Raw genomic sequence first — 24,257 nt, 5'->3', positions numbered from 1 at the left:
TTGAAGATTTTTAATGCTGTTAGCAAGAATTATTGGGGTTAGTTGAACAAGTATTATCCTTATTTACTAAGCAATCCCTTAAAAATAACCTTATAATTAATTAAATATCTATCAGTCATTATCCGCGACAAACGGTCTGTCATACGAATCTTAATCTGTAACTTTAACAAAAAATAGTTAAGGCTTTAAGCCTTAACTATTTTTGTTTCCTCCCCTTATTCAAGTAGCATTGAAAATGATTCCATGTGAAAAGTTATGGCACATTTCTTGCTCATTAAATAAGAAATTACGAAAAGTTTATTGGTATTACCTTATTCAGGTAGATGCGGGAAGACAGGGTATATGATGTGCAAGAAAGAGGTGTCAATCAAATGAAAGAAAAAAGTGCAGTTCACAAAGGCTGTATCATGTCAGCATTAGGCGGAAGCTGCTGGGCAATTGCGGGTGTAGGCGGACAATTTCTCTTTTCTGAAAAAGGACTGAATCCAGAATGGGTCGTTGCAGTGCGTCTGACGCTAGCGGGGTTGTGTCTGCTTTTATATCTGAGCTATAAAAAAGAAAAGGTTTTTTCTGTGTTTCAAACGAAGAAAGATTTTCGTGATGTTGTATTATTTGGGATTTTAGGTGCAGCGGGATGCCAACTTACATATTTTTGGTCAATACAGGCTTCCAATGCCGTTACTGCCACATTCCTTTGCTATATGGCACCAATATTCATTCTGGGTTATACGCTTTTTCGTGAAAAGAGGCGCCCTATAAAGAAAGAGATTATTTCTTGTGTGCTGGTGCTTATGGGCGTGTTCTTATTGGCAACACATGGCAATGTCAAAACTTTGCAGATATCTTCCACAGCCCTTTTCTGGGGTATACTCAGCGCGGTTATGTTCGTCTTTTATTCTGTTCTTCCACAGCGAATCATGGCAAAGTACCCTGTTATGTTGATTTCCGGCTGGGGGATGTTTATTGGTGGGATACTTTCAGCATTATACTTCCAGATTTGGAATGAGCAGGGGGTATATGATTTAGAATCCGGTATCGTCTTTGTCATTGTCTGGATTTTTGGCACGATGTTTGCATACTGGCTGTATTTGACGGGAACAAAATTGGTTGGACCGGCAAAGGGCAGTCTGCTATCCACAGTTGAGCCAGTGATTTCGCTGCTTTTATCTGTGATCTTTTTAAAAGAGAAAATGATATGGATTGATATTGTAGGTTTTGCATGTATTTTGGCTACAACAATTATTTTATCATTGCCAAATGAAAAAAATAGTCAGGATGCACATGAACCATAAAGAATGGTGAGTTGAAAACAACTCATGAGTTATTTTTAACTCAATATATCAAAAAGCTTGATTTTATCAGGATAATTGAATTAGGGAAAGAAAAACTGAGTTGGAAACAACTCAGTTTTTGTTTTTAAAAAAATACAAAAACTATGATTTTTCGGCATTTTCCGAGTTGGCATGGTTATTGCTATATAATATGGCAACAAATAAAACCATAATACCAAACGTGGGAAAGGAGTTTTTTATGAAACCATTAACAGGTGTGAAAGTAGTGGACTTTACACAGGCACATGCAGGGAGCCTCTGCACCATGCTGTTGGCAGACTTTGGCGCGGAAGTCATTAAAATCGAAAGACCAGGCGTAGGCGATCTGGCAAGATACTGGTCACCTTTCAAAAATGAATCCAGCGGTTATTACGCATATCTGAACCGTGGAAAGAAAAGTATCGGTATCAACGGCGGCACAGAAGAAGGCAGAAAGATTCTGCTGGATCTGATCAAAGATGCTGACGTGGTAACAGAAAACTTCAAATACGGCAGTATGGAAAGAATGGGTCTGAGCTATGAAAAAATCAAAGAAGTCAATCCTGAAATCATTTACGCTTCTTTGAATGGCTATGGACAGACCGGTCCCATGAAGCAGACCATCGGACTGGATCTGCAGCTGCAGGCAGGCAGCGGTCTGATGGATCGCACCGGTTTTGCTGATGGTGCACCTACAAAAGCAGGTCCGGCAATGGGGGATCAGCTCAGCGGTACTTATATGGCAACTGCCATTATGCTGGCACTGATTGCGAAAAAGAAAACAGGCAAAGGTCAGAAAATCGACATTGCCATTCTGGATTGTCTGTTCTCCATTCTGGAAGCGGCACCCATTACATACTGCATGACAGGCAGTGTACCTGAAAGAGTAGGGAACTCTTATCCTTCCATTTCTCCTTATGACACATTCAAAGCAAAAGACGGCTATGTAGCTATCGGTATCTCTACTGACGGTCAGTGGAGAAAATTCTGTGATGCTTTGGGTATGGATGATCTGAAGGCAGACGAAAGATATATGACAAACGAATCCAGAGGCGATCATTACGAAGATGGACTGAAACAGGCAATCGAAAAAGTAACAGGCACCATGTCCAAATTTGAAATCGAAGAAAAACTTAGAAATGCGCGTCTGGCATGCGGTGCGGTTTATACCGTTTCCGAAGCTATGGAAACAGAACAGATCAAAGTCAGAAACATGCTGGCAAAAGTGTATGACGAAGGCATTGGCGAAGAAATCCGTATCCCCGGTACCGTTATCAAAATGAGCGATACTCCAGGCGGATTTACAGAAGGTGCGCCCAACCTTGGCAAACACACACGTCAGTATCTGACACAGCTGGGATACTCTGAAGAAGAAATCCAGGCGCTGGCAGAAAAGAAAATCATCGAAATGGCATAATGGAAAGGAGATTCGACATGAAAGTTTTGGAAGGTGTAACCGTAATCGACTTTACACAGGCATATAGCGGACCATTCTGTACCATGCAGCTTGCGGACTTTGGTGCAAGGGTCATCAAAATTGAAAGAAGAGGTTTAGGGGATCAGTCCAGAGAATGGACACCCATCAATGATAAAGGGGAAAGCGGCTATTACGCAGCTATCAACAGAGGTAAGGAAAGCATTTCTCTGGACATCAGCAAACCCGAAGGCGCAGAAATCATTAAAAGATTGGTGAAAGACGCGGATATCGTAGTAGAAAACTTCAAAGTAGGCACACTGGATAAAATGGGCTTAGGATATGAAGAATTGAAAAAAGTCAACCCTGAAATCATTTTTGCATCTATTTCCGGTTATGGACAGAATGGTCCTTGGAGTTCTCTGGCTGCTTATGACAATGTTATTCAGGCAATGTGCGGCATGATGGAAATGACAGGTTTTGCTGATGATGTACCTACCAAAGTAGGTCCTGCCATTGGCGACAACTTCACTGGTCTGACAATGGCTCTGGCAATTACCATGGCATATTTCCACAAATTGCAGACAGGCAAAGGTCAAAGACTGGATGTAGCGATGATGGACTGCCTCTTTGGCATCATGGAAAGCCCTATTATGTATAAAGAACTGCTCAATGAAGAAATCAGCCGTTGCGGCAACACAGACCCTACACTGTTCCCTTATGACGTATATCCCTGCAAAGATGGTTATTTCTCCGTAGGCGTTGCGGCAGGCTCTAAGTCCGAATGGGAAAGATTCTGCAATGCTATTGAAATGCCGGAACTGCTGCAGGAAGAAAAATACAGTACAAACGAAAGCCGTGTTGCTCTGTATGACGAACTGACACCAAAGATCCTGCCTTTCTTCGCATCCAAAACAAAGGCAGAATTGAACGACATTTTCCTGGCATGTAATTTGCCTTGTTCTCCTGTGAATACTATTCCTGAGCTGATGGAACATCCTCAGCTCAAAGCAAGAAATATGCTGATTCCTGTGACAGATGATGGCGTAGGTGAATACCTTGCCATGGGCAACCCTATGATCATGAGTGAAACACCTGCAGTTATTGAAAAGGGTGCACCCGCTATGGGACGCGATACAGAAAAAGTATTGCTGGAAGCTGGCTATACAGCAGACGAAATTGCAGCATTTGTTCAGAACGAAATTTGCTGATAAAAAGATAATTGATGCAATGTATCCATGCGGTATTTGAAAAAACCGCATGGATACGGATTATCATGTGATATCATGATTATGACAGGAGGGAGCGTATGGAAAAGAAGCGATTATCTGAAAAGTATGAAGTGGGTCTGATGATTGCCAGTCTGATTGTTGTTGCCATCATGGTTGTGGGGTTGACGCTGTTCCCCGAACAAGGGGTTGCCATTTCCCATAAGATCATGAATCTGCTCACACATACCTTTGGTTCTACGATGCAGCTTATTGCATTTGGTATTTTTATTTTTCTGGTGGTACTTGCGTTGTCCAAATATGGGAATATCAGATTCGGCAACACAAAACCGGAATATTCTACTATGTCTTGGGTAGCAATGATGTTTTTCTGCGGTAACGGCGCAGGTACTGTTTACTGGGCATTTCTGGAATGGGGCTATCATTTCAACGCAGCTCCCCAGATCAATGGCGTGCCCATCAGCGAAGCCTATAATTATGAACAGTCTTTGGCATACTGCTTCTATGACTGGGGTCCCATTGCTTGGGCGATGCTGTGCGTATTCGTTATTCCCTTTGCGTACCATTATTACATTAAAAAAGACAACGAACTGCGTTTTTCTCAGCTTTGCAAATACACTGTCGGCGAAAAACGTGTAAAAGGTATTTTTGGTAAATTCGTAGACTTTTTGTTCATTTTCTCTGCTATTGGTTCTGTTGCCATCACAGCTGGTACATCCGGTTCTACCATTGCGGCAACCATTTCCGACCTGATTGGTATTCCCAATTCCTTTGGGCTGACTGTTGGTGTTCTGCTGGGCGTTACCATCATTTATACACTGACATCTATGTCAGGCGCAGCGAAAGGCATGAAAAAGATTTCTGATGCGAATGTTTACGCATGCTGCGCTCTGTTGCTCTTTATTTTCATCGTTGGACCTACCAGCTTCATTTGGGACAGTATTGTCAATGCGCTGGGATTGGTAACTTCTAATTTCGTTCGTATGACATTGTGGACAGACCCTGTAGCTGCGACTGGTTATCCTCAGTCTTGGACAGTATTCTATTTGATTTACTGGTTTGTATTCGGACCTTTTACAGGACTGTTTGTAGCAAAGATCTCCAGAGGCAGAAAGCTGAAAGAAATCATTGCCAATATGCTGGTTTCCGGTTCTGCCGGTCTGATTTTCTTCTTTGGCATTATGGGCGGCTATCAGATGGATCTGAGAATGCAGGGCATTCTGGATATCCCTTATATGCTTGCCAATGGTTTGTCTGAAAACATTGCTCTTGCAACTATGCATACACTGCCTTTCAGCAAAGTGGCTATGTGCGTATATCTGTTTGTAATCGTGCTGTTCTTGGCAACAACGATGGACGCGATTTCTCAGACATTGTCCACAACTATCGCGAAAAAGCTGGACGAAAAAGGCGAAGCACCAAAGCCCTTGAAATTTGCATGGTGCCTGATTTTGTGTGCACTGCCGATTGCCATTTACTTCATTGGTACAGATATTGACACCATTAAATCGATTGTATTGCTTTCCGGTTTCCCGCTGGTAATCCTTTTGGGAATCATGTATTTTGGTTTGCTGCGGGAGATGAAGAAAGACTTTGGACATAAAACAAAAGAAGAGATCGTAAGAGAATCCGCAGTGTCTGAAGAAACATAATGCAATATCCTTTGTGACATAATATCCGCATGGTGATGGTTCTCAAAAAAATCATGCGGATATTTCTTTTTTCATGAAAAACAGGTATCATAGAAGATAAAAAACAAAAGGAGCGAGTGCCATGTTGCTGAAAGGTGCTATCAATGCAGAAAAGCTCATTGAAATGATAGATCAATGTTATGATGAGATTTTTATTTGGGATAAGAATGGGAAGATTGTGTATGTCAATGATGCTTGTTATCGGCATTATGGCATCCGACCGGAAAAATTTCTCGGTAAAACATTGCAGGAGTGTACCATCAATGAAAAACTATGGTCACCCAGCTGTGTTACACTGACTTTTGATGGAAAAAGACCTATGATCCAGAAGCAGAAAACATTTCTGGGCATTTATATTGCTTCGATTTCTGTACCTATCATGGACGAACATGGAGAAGTCGAGTATGTGCTCCAAAGTGTGCGAGACAGCGATGACAGCTTGTATAAGGTGCTGGCATCTCAGGTGCTGGAGGATGAACAGGCACATGGACATGAAAGCAAAATCATTTATCAGAGCAAAGTCATGGAAGAAACCCTCCATACCGCTGATAAGATCGCCAAAACAAAAGCGCCTGTGTTGATTTTGGGCGAAACCGGAACCGGAAAAAGCCTTCTTGCCAAATATATATATGAAAACAGCACCCGTGCGCATAAACCCTTCGTTTGTGTAAATATTGCTAGCTTGAGTCCGACTATTATCGAATCGGAATTGTTTGGTTATCAGTCAGGGGCATTTACTGGTGCCCAGAAGGGTGGAAAAAAGGGGCTGTTTGAAGCGGCAAATGGCGGAACGCTGTTTCTGGATGAGATTGGGGAATTGCCTTATGATTTGCAGGCAAAATTTCTCCATGCTTTGCAGGAGGAAGTCATTATGCCAGTTGGTTCCCAGACACCCATTAAGCTGGATGTGCGTATCATCTGTGCCACCAACTGCGATTTAAGAAAAATGGTGGAAGCAGGAAAGTTTCGGGAAGACCTGTATCATCGGATCAATGTGTTTGACATTATGATGCCGCCTCTGCGAAAACGACAGGAGGATATTGAGCCATTGGCTGTAAGTTTTTTGAATATCTTCAATCAAAAATACGAAAGAAATATTCAGATTTCAGAACGTGTGATGGAATTGTTTCAAAGATATCCTTGGAAAGGAAATATCCGTGAATTGTCCAATGTCATTGAACGGGGCGTTTTGACAGCGGAAAAGCAGACATTGGAAATCACCAATCTGCCGGAAAGTTTCTTTCATGTAGCAAATGAAAAAGGTACTGGCTGCGCGGTACTTACTCAGAAAATGTCCTTGGATGAAGCTGTTGAGGAATATGAAAAGAAAATTGTCACAGAAGCCTTTGCCCACTGCAAGAGCAGCCGGAAGATGGCAGAATGTTTGCAGATCAGCCAGACAAAAGCAAATCGACTGATCCAGAAATATATTACAAAGACAGAAAAATAACGACAAAAGCGCAGCCCGTTGGATGTCGCTGTTGTAGAAAGGAGCAATCATATGATTATCAAAGATGTAGAAGCCATTTGTTTGCGTGTCCCTGCAATAGATGCACCTTGTGAATGGGGAGATGATGCCTTTTTGGTGAAGATCACAACGGATACTGGTATTGTTGGCTGGGGCGAAAGTGATACATCTCCTTTGGTAGCAAAAGCCATGGTGGATGCTCCGGAATCCAATTTGTACTGCGGTGGTTTAAAGAGATTGATTCTTGGTGAAAATCCACTGGAGATACAGAAATTATGGGACAAGATGTACTGGGCATCTAACTATAATGGCAGAAGGGGGCTGGGTATCCATGCCATGAGCGCCATTGATATTGCTTTGTGGGATATCGCGTCCCAGTATTATCAGGTTCCCATACATATTCTTTTGGGTGGAAAATACAGGGACAAAATACGTGCTTATGGTACATTCATTCCTGCGGACACACCGGAAGAAAGCGCAAAAATAGCAGCAGACTTGAAAAAACAAGGATTTACCAGTCTGAAATTTGGCGGTGGTGTGTTTGGGGATAATCCCGATTTGGATGAAGCTATCGTAAAAGCTGTTCGAGAAGAATTAGGCGAAGGATTTGAATTGCAAATCGACCTGGCTTCTAAATGGAGAACTTATGGACACTCTGCTTATATGATGAAGCGTCTGGAAAAATATAATTTGAATTGGGTGGAAGAACCTGTTTTGGCTGATGACTTGGATGGTTATGCGAAATTGTCCGGCATTACCAGTGCGAAAATTTCAGGCGGAGAATCTCTTACAACTCGCTATGAATTTCAGGAATTTCTGAATCGGTCAAAAGTAGATATTGTGCAGCCGGATATTACTAGATGCGGCGGAATCAGTGAAATGCGGAAGATTTATGACTTGGCACAGCTTCATGGCACAAAGCTCATTCCTCATGGATTCAGTACAGGGATATTGCTTTCTGCTACAGTGCAATTTTTAGCAGCAACAGAAAGTTGTGATCTTATGGAATATTCACAGTCCAATAGCCCACTGTTCCGGAAACTGGTGAAGAACCTGATTCCTTTTGAAAATGGATATGTGAAAGTTCCTGATTGCATTGGACTTGGTGTGGAATTAGATGAGGAACTCCTTGAAAAGTATAGAATGAAGTGATTTATTTTACAGGAATCCATTTACAATATCCTGAGGATATTGTAAAATAGACATATAGAAAAATAAATATATATCAGTCCTTATCTCCGACCAGCGGTCGCGGATTCGCGTCACGTTTCAACCTTTTTATATCTATTTTTTCTAGGAGGAATATCCAAGGCATTTGAAAAGATTACTGAAACAAAATTATTCTATTATAAATAAATTATTCTGAATAGAATAGCAATCAAAAACAAGATTATTCGAATCTGAATAATCTTGTTTTTTTATGTGCATTTTTTCCGCATTTTTGGCATTTCTGGATTTGGCACAGATTTTGCTTTATATATGTGCAAAGAAATCAAAAGGAGTTGTGACCATGAATGCACTAGAAAACATCAAAATTTTGGATTTATCCGAAAAGCTAACCATCAGTTTAGCAACGTTGTATCTTTCATCTTATGGCGCGGAAGTAACAAAGGTGGAACGACCAAATGGCGGGGACAAAGCAAGAAACTGGGAGCCTGTCAAAAATGGCGATAGTCTGTATTTCAATTACCTGAATAGTGGGAAAAAGAGTATCACACTGGATATTGCTACAGCAGAAGGAGCAGAAATTTTGAAAAAGTTGCTTCCTTTCTATGATGTCATTTGTGTAGGTGCAGAAGCGGGCTATATGGAGTCATTAGGGTTTGGTTATGAGGATTTGAAAGCAATGAAACCCGATATTATTTATGCTTCCTATTCTTATTATGGAGAAACAGGACCTTATAAGAATAAGCCTGCCAGCTCTCTTACAGCCCAGGCAAAAGGTGTTGCCATGGATATGACTGGTGTTCATAACGAATATCCTGTTCAATCTGCACCATCCATTGCGGAACATTACAGTGCTGCATATTTTGCCACAGGCATTGTCATGGCGCTCATTGATCGGAACATCAGAGGCATTGGTCAGAAAGTAGATATCGCATTACTGGATTCTATTTATTCCTGCATTGAGGCTGCACCGGCGGCTTATTCTACTGTAGGAGAAGTACATAAGAGAAAAGGGAATTTTGATCCTTCTTGTGCGCCTTATGACACATTTGAAACATCCGATGGTTATGTGGCAGTGGGTGTCGCAACACAGAACCAATGGGAAAAATTCTGTGATGTATTGGATTTGGGTGATTTAAAAGAAGATCCAAGATTTATTGATAATGAAGGAAGAAGAACAGATTATATGAATACTCTTCGTCCCATTCTTGCAAAGCGGCTGTCTGTTTATACAAAAACAGAAGTAGAAAATAAATGCAGAACACAAGGCATTCCGTGCTGTGCGGTATTGACAATCCCTGAAATTACAGACTTGCCAAACACATTGGAAAACGGATATATGGTTTCTGTGAACAGCGAAAAATATGGTACGCTTCGTTATCCTTCCATTCCTTTTGTATTGGGCGATACCAAAGCAAAATCATTTGCCGACGCACCGGCTCTTGGAAAAGATACCAATGCTTGTATGGAAATGCTCGGTATAACAGAAAAAGATATTCACACACTGCAAGGCAAAAAAGTAATCTAAAAGGAGTTGTATCATATGGGATTTTTAGACGGAGTAAAAGTGGTTGACTTCACACATGCATATGCCGGTCCTTTCTGCTCATTATTTTTAGCGGATTATGGTGCGGAAGTCATTAAAATTGAGCGTGTTGACGGCGGAGATCAGGCAAGAACATGGGGACCATTTAAAAATGATTATAGTGCTTACTATGCTTCATTTAACAGAGGTAAAAAAAGCATTGCAATGGACATCAAAAGCAAAGAGGGACAGAAAATCATCTATGATTTGATTAAAGATGCGGACATTGTGTGCTCCAATTTCAAAGCGGGTACTTTGGAAAAATATGGCGTAGGCTACGAGCAGATGAAACAGGTAAAACCAGATATTATCTACGCTACTATTTCTGGCTTCGGAACAAAAGGCGAATTATCCAAATATCCGGCATATGACAATGTCATCCAAGCCATGAGCGGTATTATGGATGTGAACGGATTTGCTGATAAAGGTCCCACAAAAATTGGACCGGCAATCGGTGACAGTTATACAGGATTGCTGTTGTTACTGGGATTGATGATCGCTTTCCACCATAGACAGAAAACAGGAAAAGGTCAACAGATTGATGTTACGATGCTGGGGGCGCTGTTTGGACTTTTGGAATATCCCGTTTTAGAATATGCCAACAATGGCAAGGTAATCAGCCGTTCCGGAAACGCTAGTCATTACGTGGCTCCAAGCGATGTTTATCAAACAAAAGACGACTATATTGCCATTACTGTGAAAGACGACAGTCAGTGGAAAACATTCTGTAATATCTTGGGATTGCCTGATATAGAAGAATACGAAACCAATGTACAGCGTTTGGACAAGCAAGCAGAATTGAAAACTTTGATTGAAGCGAAATTGAAAGATTACACATCCAAAGAAGCGGAAGCTTTATTTGATGGTTCTTCCATCGCGGTCTCCTCTGTTATGGGCATTGCAGAATCTTTAGAAAACCCCCAATTGCTGGCGAGAGATATGGTTATTGAAGTGGAAGATCCCGTCATGGGACCTGTAAAACTGGTGGGAAATCCCATTCATTTGTCAGAAAACAAGCCTGTTACAAATATTCCCTCTCCAACATTGGGTGAACATACCGATGCAATTTTACAGCAGTTAGGTTATACGGAAGAAAAAATCAGTGCGTTAAAAGAAGCAAAGGTAATCTGATAGATAAGGGGGAGATTGTATGAATGAAAAGAAAAAACTCAATGAGAAATATGAAGTCGGATTGATGATCGTCAGCATTGTGATCATTCTTGCTTTGATGATTGGCATGACTTTGTATCCAGAAGCTGGAAAGGCAATTGGTGCGCAGGTTATGCATGCGTTGACATATACATTTGGCTCTGTGATGCAGTTCTTTACTGTCATTGTATTGATTTTTCTGGTAGCACTGGCTTTTTCCAAATACGGAAATATTCGTTTTGGCAACTGCAAACCGGAGTTTAAAGCCATGAGCTGGGTAGCTATGATGTTTTTTACAGGTTTGGGTGCAGGAACTGTTTACTGGGCATTTTTGGAATGGGGATATCATTTTAATGCTGCACCTGCCTTAGCTGGTGCGCCCATTTCCGAAGCATATGCTTATGAATTATCCTTGACTTATGCGATTTTTGACTGGGGTCCGGCAGCTTGGGCATTGCTGTGTATTTTTGTACTGCCTTTCGCTTATCATTATTACATTAAGAAAGATAATGAACTGCGTTTCGGTGCTTTATGCAAATATTCTCTGGGAGAAAAAGCGGTAAACGGATGGTTTGGTAAAATTGTAAACTTTATTTTCATCTTTGCAGCCGTTGGTTCTATTTGTATTTCTGCCGGTTCCTCTGCATCTACCATTGCAGCTGCCATTGCAGATTTGATTGGTATTTCCACATCCTTCACTTTGATGGTAATGGTATTGATTGGCACAGCCGTTCTGTATTCCATTTCCTCTCTGGTAGGGATTGAAAAAGGTATGCGAAAAATCAGTGACTGGAATGTTATTTCTGTATTGCACTTTTGATTTTCATTTTTATCGCAGGCAATACACAGTTTATTCTGGATTCTTTGGTGAACTCCCTTGGTATTCTCTCAACAGAATTCGTCAGAATGACCCTTTGGACAGATCCCGTGGCCAGAAGCGGCTATCCCCAGGACTGGACCGTATTTTATTTTGTATATTGGCTGGTATTTGGACCATTCACAGGTTTGTTTGTTGCAAAGATTTCCAAAGGCAGAACTGTCAGAGAAATCATCATCAATATGCTGATTACAGGTACTGCAGGCTTGTTCCTGTTCTTTGGCAGCGTAACAGCATTCCAGCAGGGATTGCGTATGGACGGCATTCTGGATGTACCTGCTATGCTGGCAAATGGTCAATCTGAAATGATTGCAACGGCTACCATCAATGCGCTGCCGTTCTCCAAAGTAGCGATGGTTCTGTATCTTGTTGTTATCATTCTGTTCTTAGCAACAACTTTGGATGCAACCTCTTTCACATTGTCCTCTACCATCACCAGAGTGCTGAAAAATGGGGAAGAACCCATTGGTTTTTGTAAATAAAGCGGCTGAAAGACATTATGGAAAAACAGCAGAGGAACTGATTGGGACGCATTTTTCACAATTGGATGAAACTTACTGGAGCAATTCCACATTACCTGAAGTATACGAAAAAAGAAGATGGTCGTAAAAAGGCAAATCACGAATCTAGGTCTGGACATCATCACCATCTCTGTTCCTATATTCGATGAGCAGGGGAATATCAAGTATGTAGCCCAAAATGTCAATGATATTTATAATTACAACAAAATGGGTAAAGCGGAAGAAGCTTTTCTGGAAATTACAGATGGAACAGAACCCCGGGAAGAAAGCTTTTTGTATGCCAGTGAGAATATGAAAAGCGTTATGGAAACCATTGGAAAAATCAAAAATGTCAAAAATCCATGTCTGATTCTGGGGGGAACGGGAACAGGCAAAACATTTCTGGCAAAATATATGCATCAGCAAAGTATCCGCAAACACAAGCCTTTCGTTGCCGTCAATTGCGCCTGCATGAACCCAAACCTCATTGAATCCGAATTGTTTGGCTATAAAAAAGGGGCGTTTTCCGGCGCGAATACCGCAGGCAAAAAGGGAATTGTGGAAATCGCAGATGGCGGAACGCTGTTTCTGGATGAAATATCGGAAATTCCTTATGATTTGCAGGGAAAACTGCTTCATTTTATTCAGGATCAGGAATTTATGGCACTGGGAAGCGAAAAGAAGCAGAAGGTGGATGTGAAAATCATTGCGGCAACCAATCGAAATCTGGCTGATATGGTAAAAGCCAAAACATTTCGGGAAGACTTGTATTATCGGCTCAATATTTTTGAAGTTTCCATTCCGCCTTTGCGTGAGAGAAAAAATGATATCGAAGTCCTGATTCGGCATTATTTGGACAAATATAATGAATGTCATTTTCGAAATCACACCCTTTCCGAAGATGCCATGGAAATTCTGCTCCGCTATAAATGGTCTGGCAATGTACGCGAATTATCTCATGTCATGGAAAAAGTAGTGGTGCTGACAAACGGCAAAGAAATCAAAGCGGAAAATTTACCCAAAATGATTTTTGATATTGGGGAAAATAAATATGAAGAAAAACAGGATATAACTTCTGAAAAGAAAAGTCTGCGGGAAGCATTAGAAGATGTGGAGCGCAAAATGGTGCAGGAAGCTTATCAGAAATATCAAAACAGCGTGAAGGTTGCCCAGGCTTTAGGTGTCAGCCAGCCAACAGCATATCGACTGATTAAAAAATATATTCCTTAAATCATGGGAGGAATGGTAGTTTTTTAAAAAAAATTTTCTGTGTCCGATTCCTTGTATACAGATACCATGAAAAAGCTTTTTTATAGAATTCTAAAACGGTAGAAAATTTGGTGTGTTCTTACAGCCGAATTTCCTACCGTTTTGTTTGAGACTTTTTTCAAAAAACTTGTAATGTTTTCAAGCTTCGATTGTTATTATAGTGAAAGGTGGTGAAAATGGGTGGACTTTGAAAGTGTATATCAACGATATTTCAAAGATGTTTTTCTATTTTTACGAAGTATATCGGCCAGCGAAGATTTGGCAGAAGAAATCACGCAGGAAACTTTTACAAAATCACTGAAAACAATTGATACTTTTGATGGCAGAAAAGATATACGCGCCTGGCTGTTTACCATTGCAAGGAATACATACTATACCCATTGTAAACGCCAGAAAATATATGTTGCAGAAGAGATAGAAAAGATGCCTCTTATCAGTCAGACATCTTTTACCAGTAAAATCGTAGATGAGGAGAGTGCGCTGCTTGTTCACCAGTTTCTTCATCAGATGAGAGAGCCATATAAAGAGGTATTTACTTTGCGTGTATTCGGGGAGCTTCCTTTTGAAAAGATTGCTGCGTTATTTGGAAAAACACCCAATTGGGCGCGTGTGACATTTTATCGTGAAAAAAAAGAGATTATCGAATATATGGAGGGGATAGAGAATGGAAAAAATCGGTTGTAGTATTGCGAAGGATTTATTGCCGTTATATATAGAAGGAATTCTGAGCGAAGAAACGACACAGGTTGTTGAGATGCATTTGCAGACTTGTGAGAATTGTAAAAAGGATTTTGAAATCATGCGTCAGGAATTTGTTTTTCCGTCTGCACCTAAAATTCAGGAAGAAAATGAAAAAATATTAAAAGAACTGAAGCATCAGCTAAAAATCAAGAGAATATTGACTGCGGTTGTGACAGTTTTTGTAACCATTGCTGTTATCATATCAGGTTATATGGTATATACGAATGTGGGGGAGGTATATGATTTTTTCACGGAAGATAACATGGTTGTATTACGTGATATTCATACAGAAGATGCGTGGAAACCAGTTGATTTTAATGGAGAGGAATATTTGAACTATGACCATCTGATCTGCAAAAAGAAGATGGTCGTCCACATTGACAGTACATCGGCAGTTACTTTCAGAATCAGTGATACAGAAGGGAATATCGTCATAGATGAGCAGACCCTTGAGCCGGGAGAGAGTGCTTCCCTAGAAGAATTGAAACGCAATACAGACTATCAAGTGGAAGTAAAAGCAGATGGGGATTTTGTGATGATTCGAATTATATAATTGGATTTGATAAAAGATAAGAAGGTTCTACTGTAATCAAATATTGCAGAAGAACCTTTTATCGTTTTGGTTTTTTCTATAATTAAGAATTTTGAAATAGATTCTTTTGGACCTTTATGGTAAGATTCAAAAATAAAAGGGCATAGAGAAATAAGGGGGAATGCGAATGAAGCGCATTATGAAGATTTTTATCATTGGTGTTTGTATCGGCATCGTCGCATTACTCATTCAAAAATCATTTCATATTGATGAGGATGTTTTCATGCGTGGCTATTACATCGCCGCGATTGTTATTGTAATTGGTGCAGTGTTGTTTAATATACTATATAACCGATATTATTTCAAAAAGGTAAGAATTCTGTCGGAACAACTGCTTGAGGAGAAACCGCAGGCGTACATTGAAGGAATGCAGGCATTGCTGAAAACGGCGAAAGGACGATATTTGCAGAATACCCTGCGCTTAAATCTGACAGCGGGATATATGGAGCAAAAACGATTTAAGGAAGCCGTTGAAATACTGGAAGGATTGTCCGAAAAACAAAGAAAAGGTGCTGTTGTGAATGTGGTTTATTGTATCAACCTTTTCATTTGTTATTTTGAAACCAATCAATATGAAAAAGCAACCGCGTTATATCAGGCAAATGTGCAGCTCTTTCAGAAGTTTCGGGGAGGGAAAAGCTATGGCGCCAATATTGCGATCCTTGATACATTGATGGCCATCATGAAAAAAGATTATCAGGAAGCGGAAGATTTACTGGAAAAAGCAAAACAGACATATGATGCACCACCATTTCAGAAAGCTTTTCAAGAAATTTCCGGTAAGTTAGAGGCAATCAAAGGAGAACCTACATAAATATCAAAAAACTGTTGACACTCATTTATATGTGGAATATCAGCAGTTTTTTATTTTGAAGATTTGTGGCTGGGAGAAGAATCAAAGAGGAAGGAAGCCTGAAAAGTCCGTCATGTTTGTGTAAATAATGGAAAAATGCATAATAAATATTGATATTTTTCGGAAAGTTTGTGCAAAAAGTTTTGTTAGCACTCTTTACAAGTGAGTGCTAACAATGTATAATAATATCGTATTCAAAAGGAAATAACCTAAATTTTGAATAGATTCTAAATGGAGAAAGGTGGAATGGTTATGAACTTACAAAAATTTACACAGAAATCTCTGGAGGCCATTCAGAACGCCCAATCTATGGCAGTGGAATACGGTAACCCCCAGATGGATCAACAGCATCTGCTGGTTACATTGCTGACGCAGGATGAAGGTTTGATCCCCCAGCTGATGCAGAAAATGAATGTGAATGTAAACGGTTTGCTGCAGGCAGCAGAAAACGAAGTGAAAAAACTGCCTCGTGCAACAGGCGGACAGACATATGTTTCTTCTGACTTGGAAAAAACACTGACAGCAGCAGAAAAACTGGCAGAAAACATGACAGACGAATATGTATCCGTAGAACATATTTTCATGGCAATGGTGAACAGCCCTAATGCGGCGCTGAAAGAAATTTTCCGTCAGTATAACATCACCAAAGAAGGCTTTATGAAAATTCTGGCAACCGTACGTGGCAACACCCGTGTAACCAGTGATTCTCCTGAAGCAACTTATGATGCTTTGAAGAAATATGGTACTGATCTGGTGGAAAAAGCAAGAAGCAAAAAACTGGACCCTGTGATCGGTCGTGACGATGAAATCCGTAACGTCATCCGTATTCTGTCCAGAAAAACCAAAAACAACCCTGTGCTGATTGGTGAACCCGGTGTTGGTAAAACAGCCATCGCAGAAGGTCTGGCACAGCGTATTGTGAAAGAAGATGTTCCCAACAGCCTGAAAGACAAGACCATTTTCTCTCTGGATATGGGTGCCCTCATTGCAGGCGCAAAATTCAGAGGTGAATTTGAAGAACGTCTGAAAGCTGTTTTGAATGAAGTCAAAAAGAGTGAAGGTAAAATCATTCTGTTCATCGATGAACTGCACACCATTGTTGGTGCAGGGAAATCCGATGGCGCCATGGATGCAGGTAACCTGCTGAAACCTATGCTGGCAAGAGGGGAACTGCATTGTATCGGTGCAACCACACTGAATGAATATAAACAGTATATCGAAAAAGATCCTGCTCTGGAACGTCGTTTCCAGCCTGTTGTGGTAAACGAACCTACCGTAGAAGATACCATCGCAATTCTGCGTGGTCTGAAAGAACGGTATGAAGTATATCATGGTGTAAAAATTCAGGACCAGGCTATGATTGCGGCTGCAACATTGTCCAACCGTTATATCTCTGACAGATTCCTGCCAGATAAAGCCATCGACCTGGTGGATGAAGCTTGTGCCATGATTCGTACAGAAATGGATTCCATGCCTACAGAACTGGATGTTATCCAGAGAAAAATCATCCAGCATGAAATCGAAGAAGCAGCTCTGAAAAAAGAGGATGATAAACTGTCCAAAGAACATCTGGAAGAAATCCAGAAAGAATTGGCAGAAATGCGTGACCAGTTTGCAACTTTGAAAGCAAAATGGGAAAACGAAAAAGATGCTATCGGTGTCGTTCAGAAACTCCGTGAACAGATCGAAGATGTCAATGCGGAAATCGAAGCAGCTGAACGGAAATATGATCTGAATAAAGCCGCAGAACTGAAATACGGCAAACTGCCTCAGCTCCAGAAAGAACTGGAAGAAAAAGAACGGGAAGCTGAAGAAAACGGCAACAAAAACACATTGCTGCGTGATAAAGTAACCGAGGAAGAAATCGCTCGTATCATCGAACGTTGGACAGGTATTCCTGTAGCCAAACTGATGGAAGGCGAACGTGAAAAACTGCTGCATCTGGAAGATATCCTCCACGAAAGAGTGGTAGGGCAGGATGAAGCCGTTCAGAAAGTTGCGGAAGCAATCCTGAGAAGCCGTGCTGGTATCCAGAGCCCGAACAGACCTATTGGTTCCTTCATGTTCTTGGGTCCCACAGGTGTTGGTAAAACAGAATTGGCAAAAACATTGGCAGAATGTCTGTTTGATGATGAAAAGAATATGGTCAGAATCGATATGACTGAATATATGGAAAAATTCAGTGTGTCTCGTCTGATTGGTGCGCCTCCTGGATATGTAGGTTATGAAGAAGGCGGTCAGCTGACAGAAGCCGTTCGGAGAAAACCTTATTCCGTCATCCTGTTCGATGAAGTGGAAAAAGCACATCCCGATGTGTTCAATATTCTGCTGCAGGTATTGGATGATGGTCGAATCACAGACTCTCAGGGCAGAACCGTTGACTTCAAGAATACCGTTATCATCCTGACAAGCAACCTAGGTTCCAATTATCTGCTGGAAGGCATTGATGCCAACGGCGAAATCACCCAGGAAGCAAGAAATCAGGTAGAAGAATTGCTGCATCATTCCTTCCGTCCTGAATTCCTGAACAGACTGGATGAAATCGTATTCTACAAACCTCTGACAAAGGATAACATCACCCATATCATTGACCTGATTATGAAAGATCTGAACAAACGTCTGGCAGATAAACAGCTGAAATGTGAACTGACAGAACGTGCAAAAGATTATATCGTAGAAACTGGTTATGACCCTGCCTTTGGTGCAAGACCGCTGAAACGTCTGGTACAGCGTGACATCGAAACATTGTTGGCACGGAAGATCATTGCTGGTGATATTGATCAGGGCACAACTTTGGTTGTAGATGTAGAAAACGGTGAATACAGCATTACAGCAAAATAATATCTGTTCTTTGCAATGACCTCCAAAGAATAGAGAAACCCCATGGAATGACAAAAAACTGTTGTTCCATGGGGTTATTGTTTTGTAGGGAAACCTTATTTCTTTTTCTGTTCTACGGTACTTACAAAATTCCGCAGGTCTTCCATGGAGCAGATGGAACTGCTGTTGTTGGATAATGCGATTTGTGTAGTGTCAGGTAAGCCTTTGTAAAAATGTTTTGCCCGTTCGTTGTGCAGCAGTAAATCTGCGAGATCCTGATATTTTTGTCCAGCCATGTCTGTATTCCTCCTTTTTGTTTGTCAGCATTATTCTGCGCAAAAAATATAGCTTTTATGCGGTTTCTTTCTTGAGTGGATTGCAGCTTTTTGGTATACTAAAGCAAGGTGATTGCTTATGTTGAAAAAATATAAAACCATTCTGGCACAGGCGGAAGCGGAAATTGTGGAAAAGAAATCCCGTTTTATTGCGACTGTTCGCCCAGTCAAAACAGAGGAAGAAGCCAGAAGTTTTATCGATGAATTGAAAAAGAAATATTGGGATGCAACCCATAATGTTTTTGCCTATCAGATTGGTGAAAGAAATGAAATCCAGCGTTTTAGTGACGATGGTGAACCCCAGGGCACAGCGGGTATGCCGGTGTTGAATGTTCTGAAAGGGGAAGACGTGAAAGATACTGCCATTGTGGTAACCAGATATTTTGGCGGTACTCTTCTTGGAACCGGCGGTCTGGTGCGTGCTTATGGCAAAGCTGCAAAAGAAGGATTGTTGGCAGCTGGTATTGCGGAATTGGTGCTGTATAGCCGTTATTTTGTGACGGTGGATTACACAGATTCTGGAAAAGTACAGTATGAAATTTTGCAGGATGGTCATGTGCTTCATGATACCCAGTATACCGATCAGGTGCAGTTTTGCGTGCTGGTAGAATCGGAACAGTCTGAAGCTTTTGAAAAGAAGATGCTGGATATCATGAAAGGCAAACAGGTTGCGGAAAAGATGGATGAAGTCTTTGGTGTTTGGCAGAATGAAACATTGCAGCTTATGGAACAATGACAGAGCAGATGGTAGGAATCTATTTTTGCAGTGTAAAGTCAATAAGAAGTCAGCATGAAAAAAGCAGGCTTCCCTTAAAGATAACATTCTTCAGAAGAAACATATCTAATAAAGTCATTGTAAAAATAAGAAAGCTGGAATCCTTTGTAGCATAAGGATTTCAGCTTTCTTTGTTTTCATGCGGAGATTCTGACTTTTTCGTAATGTCAAAAGCCCTTTATGGGGAGTATAAAGGGCTTTTCAGAGAGAGAATCTCGGATATGTAATCCGAATATGGGAAGTTATGTGCTATTTCGTTTTATTTGTTATGATGCAGTAGGATTTTTCCGCCGTGTTGCCCTGTGAGGCTGCCATTTTCGTAAACCACTACCCCATTGACAATGACGGTTTCCATACCTTTGCATACTTGATTAGAATGTACATAGTTTGGAGTATCTTCTAATTGTTCCAGATCAAAAATATTGATGTCGGCATCATAGCCTTCTGCCAGAATACCTTTGTTGGAAAGCATTGCACGGCTGGCAGGCAGAGAAGTCATTTTGCGGATAACATCTTCCAGAGCCATGAGATTTTTTTCCTTATGGAAGTGACAAATAGCGCGGACAAACGTACCGAAAGAGCGGGGATGCGCTTTTTCTTCCATAGCACGGCAAATGCCGTCAGTTCCTACAACAGTATGGGGAAAGGTGAATATCCGGTTCAGGTCTTCTTCAGACATACAATGGTAAATGGCTGTTCCCACACCGCCATTCATGACCAGAAGGTCACAAAGGGCGTCAAATGGATCAATGCCTTTTTGTGCCGCATAATCGCTCAAGAACATGCCTTCTGCTTCATGGGTTACAGGGCAGGAGGAAATAAAAACACCTGCGTATCCACCACAATTTTGAACATAGTTGTCAAAAGGCGTTTTTGGATCTTCAATTTCAGCTTTTAATTTTTTACGAATATCTGGGTCTTTCAGCTTTTCTGCCATTGCTGGAATGCCTTCGGTGAAATACCAAGGGGGGATACAGGCATTCAAATGGGTCATGGAAGCGGTATATGGATATTGATCCAAAGTGATGCGAATGCCTTCTGCAATAGCATCTTCTACCAGTTTCAGTGTTTCTTGGGACAATCCCCAATTTGGCTTACCACAGACTTTGTGGTGAGAAATGCTGACGCGTACACCACTTTGTCTGCCAATTTCAATGGCTTCTTTTACAGAATTGACTACATCATAAGATTCATTGCGCATATGTGTAGCATACAGTCCATCATATTCTGCAACCACTTTCGCAAGTTCAATGAGTTCTTCTGTTTCTGCATAAGCACTGGGTGTATAGATCAGGCCGGAACTCATGCCAAGGGCACCATTTTCCATACATTCTCGCAGTAATGTTTTCATTTGCTCCAGTTCTTCCTTTGTAGGCTTTCTGCATGCATATCCCATAACTGCAAGGCGCAGAGAACCGTGACCTACCAAAAATTTAATGTTTGCTGCAAGAGGAACTTGTTTGGCATATTCTAAATAGCGAGCAAAGGTTGTCCAGTTTGGCATGTCATCAGGATATGTGGCTGTTCCAACAGAGAGCAGTGTTTGATATAAATCTAATTTTTCTGGTCTTACAGGAAACATGGAAGAACCGCACTGACCAGCGATTTCTGTTGTGATCCCTTGAGAAACTTTGCATAATTTTGCGAAATTCTGACCAAGCACCATGTCACCATGGGAATGAAAATCAATGAAGCCAGGACAGACAATTTTACCGGAAGCATTGATTATGTGAGCGGCAGATTCTTTGTCTGTATGAAATGTAATCTTTCCGCCTGAAACACCAATATCACCTATATATGCTTTTTTTCCTGTTCCATCAATGATAGAACCGTTTTGAATCAGAATATCTAACATGTTGAAACCTCTTTTCTTTCATTGTTTAAGCGCCGAAAATATTTCCGACAAGCACGCCGATATAATTACCGATGATGTAGCCGTAAAGACCTACCAGTACACCGGGAACGACCATTTTTTTCCAACCCATGCTGATGGAAAGGGCAGCAGCAGTAGGAGGTCACCAATGGCGGCAATAATGCCAACCATCATTTCTTCCAAGTCAAATTTAAAGATTTTGCCAATGGAGAATACCAGCAGACACATGACAGAGAATACGATGCAGAATGCGCAGATAATCAGACCGCCGTATTGAATGATCTGTACAAGGTTTGCAGAACAGCCAATGGTTACAAACCACATAAGCAGCATGATGTTCCCCAGTTCATCAGAACCTTTTACATTGGACATGAATTTGGGGAATACCGTTGCAACGATGGTAGTCAGCAATGTCATGACCAGATAAACGCTGCCAAAGAGCTGCTTGATGATAAAATTGCTGCTGTTTGCGTTGATGGCACCGGAAATCAGTTGACTGACACTGACAATAACAAATGTGATTGCCATTGCCTGCGCGATGTCTTTCAAAGAAATGCCTTTACTTTTCCAGTACATGGCTGCTTCTGTTGTTCCGTCAGGATTTCCGCCTTTTGCCAATTCTTGTTCATATTCATCAATATGAGGATGATTGAATTTTGTACGGAAGAAGCGCGTGCGGCAAAATTGTCCGAAAAAGAATACAATCATAGCAACTGTAAAATTACCAACCAACCCAAGACCATTCAGCATGTCTGTAGGTACGTCAAAAATCTGTGTAACTGCAACAGCATTAACGGTACCGCCTACGGCTGCAACACTGTACATAGCAGAGAATTTTGCGATATTGTCTACATTTCTGAAAATCAAAGGCAGCAGGCAAGATGCCAGAAAAGCACTGACTGCACAGATATTAAAGATCAAAAATGTGGTACCGCTGGATTTGTAGATTTTTCGAATATCTGATTTGAAGAGCAGCAGAGGAATAGCAAGTAATAATAATATATTTCCGATGCTGTCATAAACAGGGGAAGTAAATGGTATGATTTTTAAATTTGCCAGAATCATACCGCCTGCAATACACATGACACAGCTGCTGATACGTGCGCCCCATTTCCATTTCTGCTCAATGGTGATGGCTATGGCTGTTACCAGAACAACGACCATCCAAAGGTATAAAGTATCGTCTGCCTGAATCCAAGATGTCATAATCACACACCCTTTCTGAAATAATCCTTCATTGCCACCAACCGATTGGATAAGTTTATTATATGTGAAACAAGGGTAAAAAAGGTAATATGTAAAACTGGCACGGGTTATAAAAATATGTTATAATATAACGGGAGGTGGAGTGATGAAGATTGAACAGATACGGCAGGTATTAAGCATTTATCAGTCAGGTTCCATTAACAAAGCAGCACAAAATCTATTTCTTTCACAGCCATATATTAGTAATTCTTTGAAGTCACTGGAGCATGAGCTGCAGCAGAAAATATTTATCAGATCTTATAATGGAATCCAACTGACCGAGTTTGGAAAAATATTTATCCAAAATGCGCAGGGATTGTTGAAATATGCAGATCAGATAGAGTATGCTGCGAAAGATTTTTCCGCAGCACAAATTCCGTTGTCATTTTCTGTATCAGTTTCTTATCTTCTGTTTGCCCAAGTGGTTTTTCGGGATCTCATGGAACGCTACGAAAATTCAGCTGTCAATTTTCGTTATAACCAGACATCTGTGTCTGAAATTCTCATGGATGTGTATGACCGTTCTGTGGAACTAGGATTGATTTCAATACCTACCATTGATAAAAGAAAATGGCTTGCCAAAATGGAAATTGATGATATTATTTATGAACCGATTTACAGCAGTAAACCAGCAGCGATGTTTTCTGTTCATCATCAGGTTGAAAGAGATCAAAAGGAAATAAGCATCAAAGAATTGCATGAATTCCCTTTAACGATTATTGCTGAAAAATTTCCTATTTTGGATGTTGTGAATAAAAAAATGCGCACAGTTATGGGAGCAAAAACATTGATTGAGGTAAATGACAGAACAACTGCTCATGAGTTTATCCAAAATAAAAATGCTTATGCCTGTGTTGTAAATTGTACACCAGCTTACAAAAATGTTCCATTCTTTTCGTATGCACAGGTTTTGCCTATTAAAGATGCGCCATTTGATTTTGAAATTGGTTGGGTCTATCGAAAGGATACGTATCATTCAGCACTGGCAGTTGAATTCATGCAGAAAATCGAATCATTATTTTTAGATGAAAAAGAAAATAATGAAAAACATAAGGGAAAAAAACTTGATAACGATAGATGATGACATTTTTGTATGTTATTTAGGGGTTTGTGGGTTTGTCAAACATATGTTACACCCTCCTTAATAAATTCCTTCAGGACAGTCTGTGGGGATTTCCAACCCAGAGGTCTCATAGGGAACAGATTATAGTCCCTACGGTTATAGACTTGGAGCTGCCTGGAAAAGTCCTCAAAGGAATAAAAGGTATGGGTGGCATAAAACCGCTCGTTATCCTTCCGGTGGCTGCGTTCCACTTTCCCGTTATGACGGGGTGTGAAAGGACGGATCAGTTTATGACGGATTC

Annotated in this window: 20 protein-coding genes and 1 pseudogene; 16 read left to right on the top strand and 5 right to left on the bottom strand. The window is 40.8% G+C overall.

What is annotated here, in order from left to right; translation table 11 throughout:
- The first annotated feature begins 371 nt into the window (after positions 1-371).
- The 14 genes and pseudogenes from INF29_RS06905 (at position 372) to clpB (ending at position 18,686) form a co-directional block, all read left to right on the top strand.
- Positions 372-1,292, top strand: a complete 921-nt coding sequence (locus INF29_RS06905; RefSeq protein WP_193485500.1) for a DMT family transporter — start codon at positions 372-374, stop codon at positions 1,290-1,292.
- A 238-nt stretch (positions 1,293-1,530) separates the two neighbouring features.
- Entirely contained in the window at positions 1,531-2,727 is a 1,197-nt protein-coding gene (locus INF29_RS06900; protein WP_193485498.1) for a CaiB/BaiF CoA transferase family protein, read from the top strand.
- A gap of 17 nt (positions 2,728-2,744) precedes the next feature.
- On the top strand, positions 2,745-3,935 hold the full coding sequence (locus INF29_RS06895) for a CaiB/BaiF CoA transferase family protein (RefSeq protein ID WP_193485496.1): 1,191 nt from the start codon (positions 2,745-2,747) through the stop codon (positions 3,933-3,935).
- A 98-nt stretch (positions 3,936-4,033) separates the two neighbouring features.
- Positions 4,034-5,605, top strand: a complete 1,572-nt coding sequence (locus tag INF29_RS06890) for a BCCT family transporter (RefSeq protein ID WP_193485494.1) — start codon at positions 4,034-4,036, stop codon at positions 5,603-5,605.
- A 121-nt stretch (positions 5,606-5,726) separates the two neighbouring features.
- Positions 5,727-7,094 (top strand): sigma-54 interaction domain-containing protein, encoded by a 1,368-nt coding sequence (locus INF29_RS06885; RefSeq protein WP_193485492.1) that lies wholly within the window; start codon positions 5,727-5,729, stop codon positions 7,092-7,094.
- 51 nt (positions 7,095-7,145) lie between these two features.
- The gene (locus INF29_RS06880) at positions 7,146-8,264 is read left to right on the top strand and encodes a mandelate racemase/muconate lactonizing enzyme family protein (protein ID WP_193485490.1); all 1,119 of its coding nucleotides are present in this window, start codon (positions 7,146-7,148) and stop codon (positions 8,262-8,264) included.
- A gap of 358 nt (positions 8,265-8,622) precedes the next feature.
- Positions 8,623-9,807, top strand: a complete 1,185-nt coding sequence (locus INF29_RS06875) for a CaiB/BaiF CoA transferase family protein (protein ID WP_193485488.1) — start codon at positions 8,623-8,625, stop codon at positions 9,805-9,807.
- A gap of 15 nt (positions 9,808-9,822) precedes the next feature.
- Positions 9,823-10,995, top strand: a complete 1,173-nt coding sequence (locus INF29_RS06870) for a CaiB/BaiF CoA transferase family protein (RefSeq protein ID WP_193485485.1) — start codon at positions 9,823-9,825, stop codon at positions 10,993-10,995.
- Positions 10,996-11,014: 19 nt separating this feature from the next.
- Positions 11,015-12,372, top strand: a pseudogene (locus INF29_RS15335) (BCCT family transporter).
- 117 nt (positions 12,373-12,489) lie between these two features.
- A complete protein-coding gene (locus INF29_RS06855) occupies positions 12,490-13,620 on the top strand; it encodes a sigma-54 interaction domain-containing protein (RefSeq protein WP_193485479.1) in 1,131 nt (376 codons plus the stop codon).
- 219 nt (positions 13,621-13,839) lie between these two features.
- The gene (locus tag INF29_RS06850) at positions 13,840-14,343 is read left to right on the top strand and encodes an RNA polymerase sigma factor (RefSeq protein WP_193485477.1); all 504 of its coding nucleotides are present in this window, start codon (positions 13,840-13,842) and stop codon (positions 14,341-14,343) included.
- Positions 14,324-14,953, top strand: coding sequence for a zf-HC2 domain-containing protein (locus tag INF29_RS06845; protein WP_193485475.1), 630 nt, complete (start codon positions 14,324-14,326; stop codon positions 14,951-14,953). Before INF29_RS06850 ends, INF29_RS06845 begins: the two co-directional genes overlap by 20 nt.
- Before the next feature lie 166 nt (positions 14,954-15,119).
- Positions 15,120-15,806 (top strand): tetratricopeptide repeat protein, encoded by a 687-nt coding sequence (locus INF29_RS06840; RefSeq protein ID WP_193485473.1) that lies wholly within the window; start codon positions 15,120-15,122, stop codon positions 15,804-15,806.
- 291 nt (positions 15,807-16,097) lie between these two features.
- Positions 16,098-18,686: an ATP-dependent chaperone ClpB gene (gene clpB, locus INF29_RS06835; protein WP_193485471.1), complete on the top strand. Its 2,589-nt coding sequence runs from the start codon at positions 16,098-16,100 to the stop codon at positions 18,684-18,686.
- A gap of 95 nt (positions 18,687-18,781) precedes the next feature.
- Here the strand turns inward: clpB and INF29_RS06830 are convergent, their stop codons facing one another.
- Positions 18,782-18,961, bottom strand: coding sequence for a hypothetical protein (locus tag INF29_RS06830; protein WP_022254111.1), 180 nt, complete (start codon positions 18,959-18,961; stop codon positions 18,782-18,784).
- A 118-nt stretch (positions 18,962-19,079) separates the two neighbouring features.
- Here INF29_RS06830 and INF29_RS06825 point away from each other — a divergent pair, with 118 nt between their 5' ends.
- Positions 19,080-19,736: a YigZ family protein gene (locus tag INF29_RS06825; protein ID WP_193485469.1), complete on the top strand. Its 657-nt coding sequence runs from the start codon at positions 19,080-19,082 to the stop codon at positions 19,734-19,736.
- Positions 19,737-20,034: 298 nt separating this feature from the next.
- Here the strand turns inward: INF29_RS06825 and INF29_RS06820 are convergent, their stop codons facing one another.
- The 3 genes from INF29_RS06820 to INF29_RS06810 are packed head-to-tail and all read right to left on the bottom strand — an operon-like array spanning position 20,035 to position 22,854.
- Positions 20,035-21,630, bottom strand: coding sequence for an N-acyl-D-amino-acid deacylase family protein (locus tag INF29_RS06820; RefSeq protein ID WP_193485467.1), 1,596 nt, complete (start codon positions 21,628-21,630; stop codon positions 20,035-20,037).
- Between the two features lie 25 nt (positions 21,631-21,655).
- Positions 21,656-21,745 carry a DUF819 family protein gene (locus tag INF29_RS14920; RefSeq protein WP_193485465.1) on the bottom strand — a complete coding sequence of 30 codons (90 nt, stop codon included), beginning with the start codon at positions 21,743-21,745 and terminating at the stop codon, positions 21,656-21,658.
- Complete coding sequence (locus INF29_RS06810) at positions 21,721-22,854, bottom strand: DUF819 family protein (protein ID WP_193485464.1); 1,134 nt, start codon at positions 22,852-22,854, stop codon at positions 21,721-21,723. The genes INF29_RS14920 and INF29_RS06810 overlap by 25 nt, the downstream gene beginning before the upstream one ends.
- A 145-nt stretch (positions 22,855-22,999) precedes the next feature.
- Between INF29_RS06810 and INF29_RS06805 the strand changes: the two genes are divergently transcribed.
- Positions 23,000-23,974 (top strand): LysR family transcriptional regulator, encoded by a 975-nt coding sequence (locus INF29_RS06805; RefSeq protein WP_087990144.1) that lies wholly within the window; start codon positions 23,000-23,002, stop codon positions 23,972-23,974.
- A gap of 38 nt (positions 23,975-24,012) precedes the next feature.
- On the opposite strand, the gene INF29_RS06800 is transcribed toward INF29_RS06805, so the two are convergent.
- On the bottom strand, positions 24,013-24,257 hold a 245-nt coding region (locus tag INF29_RS06800), incomplete at its 5' end, for an integrase core domain-containing protein (protein ID WP_193485461.1).

This window comes from Anaerotignum lactatifermentans, assembly GCF_014982935.1.
Lineage (GTDB): Bacteria > Bacillota > Clostridia > Lachnospirales > Anaerotignaceae > Anaerotignum > Anaerotignum lactatifermentans.
Note: the sequence above shows the minus strand (reverse complement) of the source record. Positions and strands in the feature narration are given on the sequence as shown.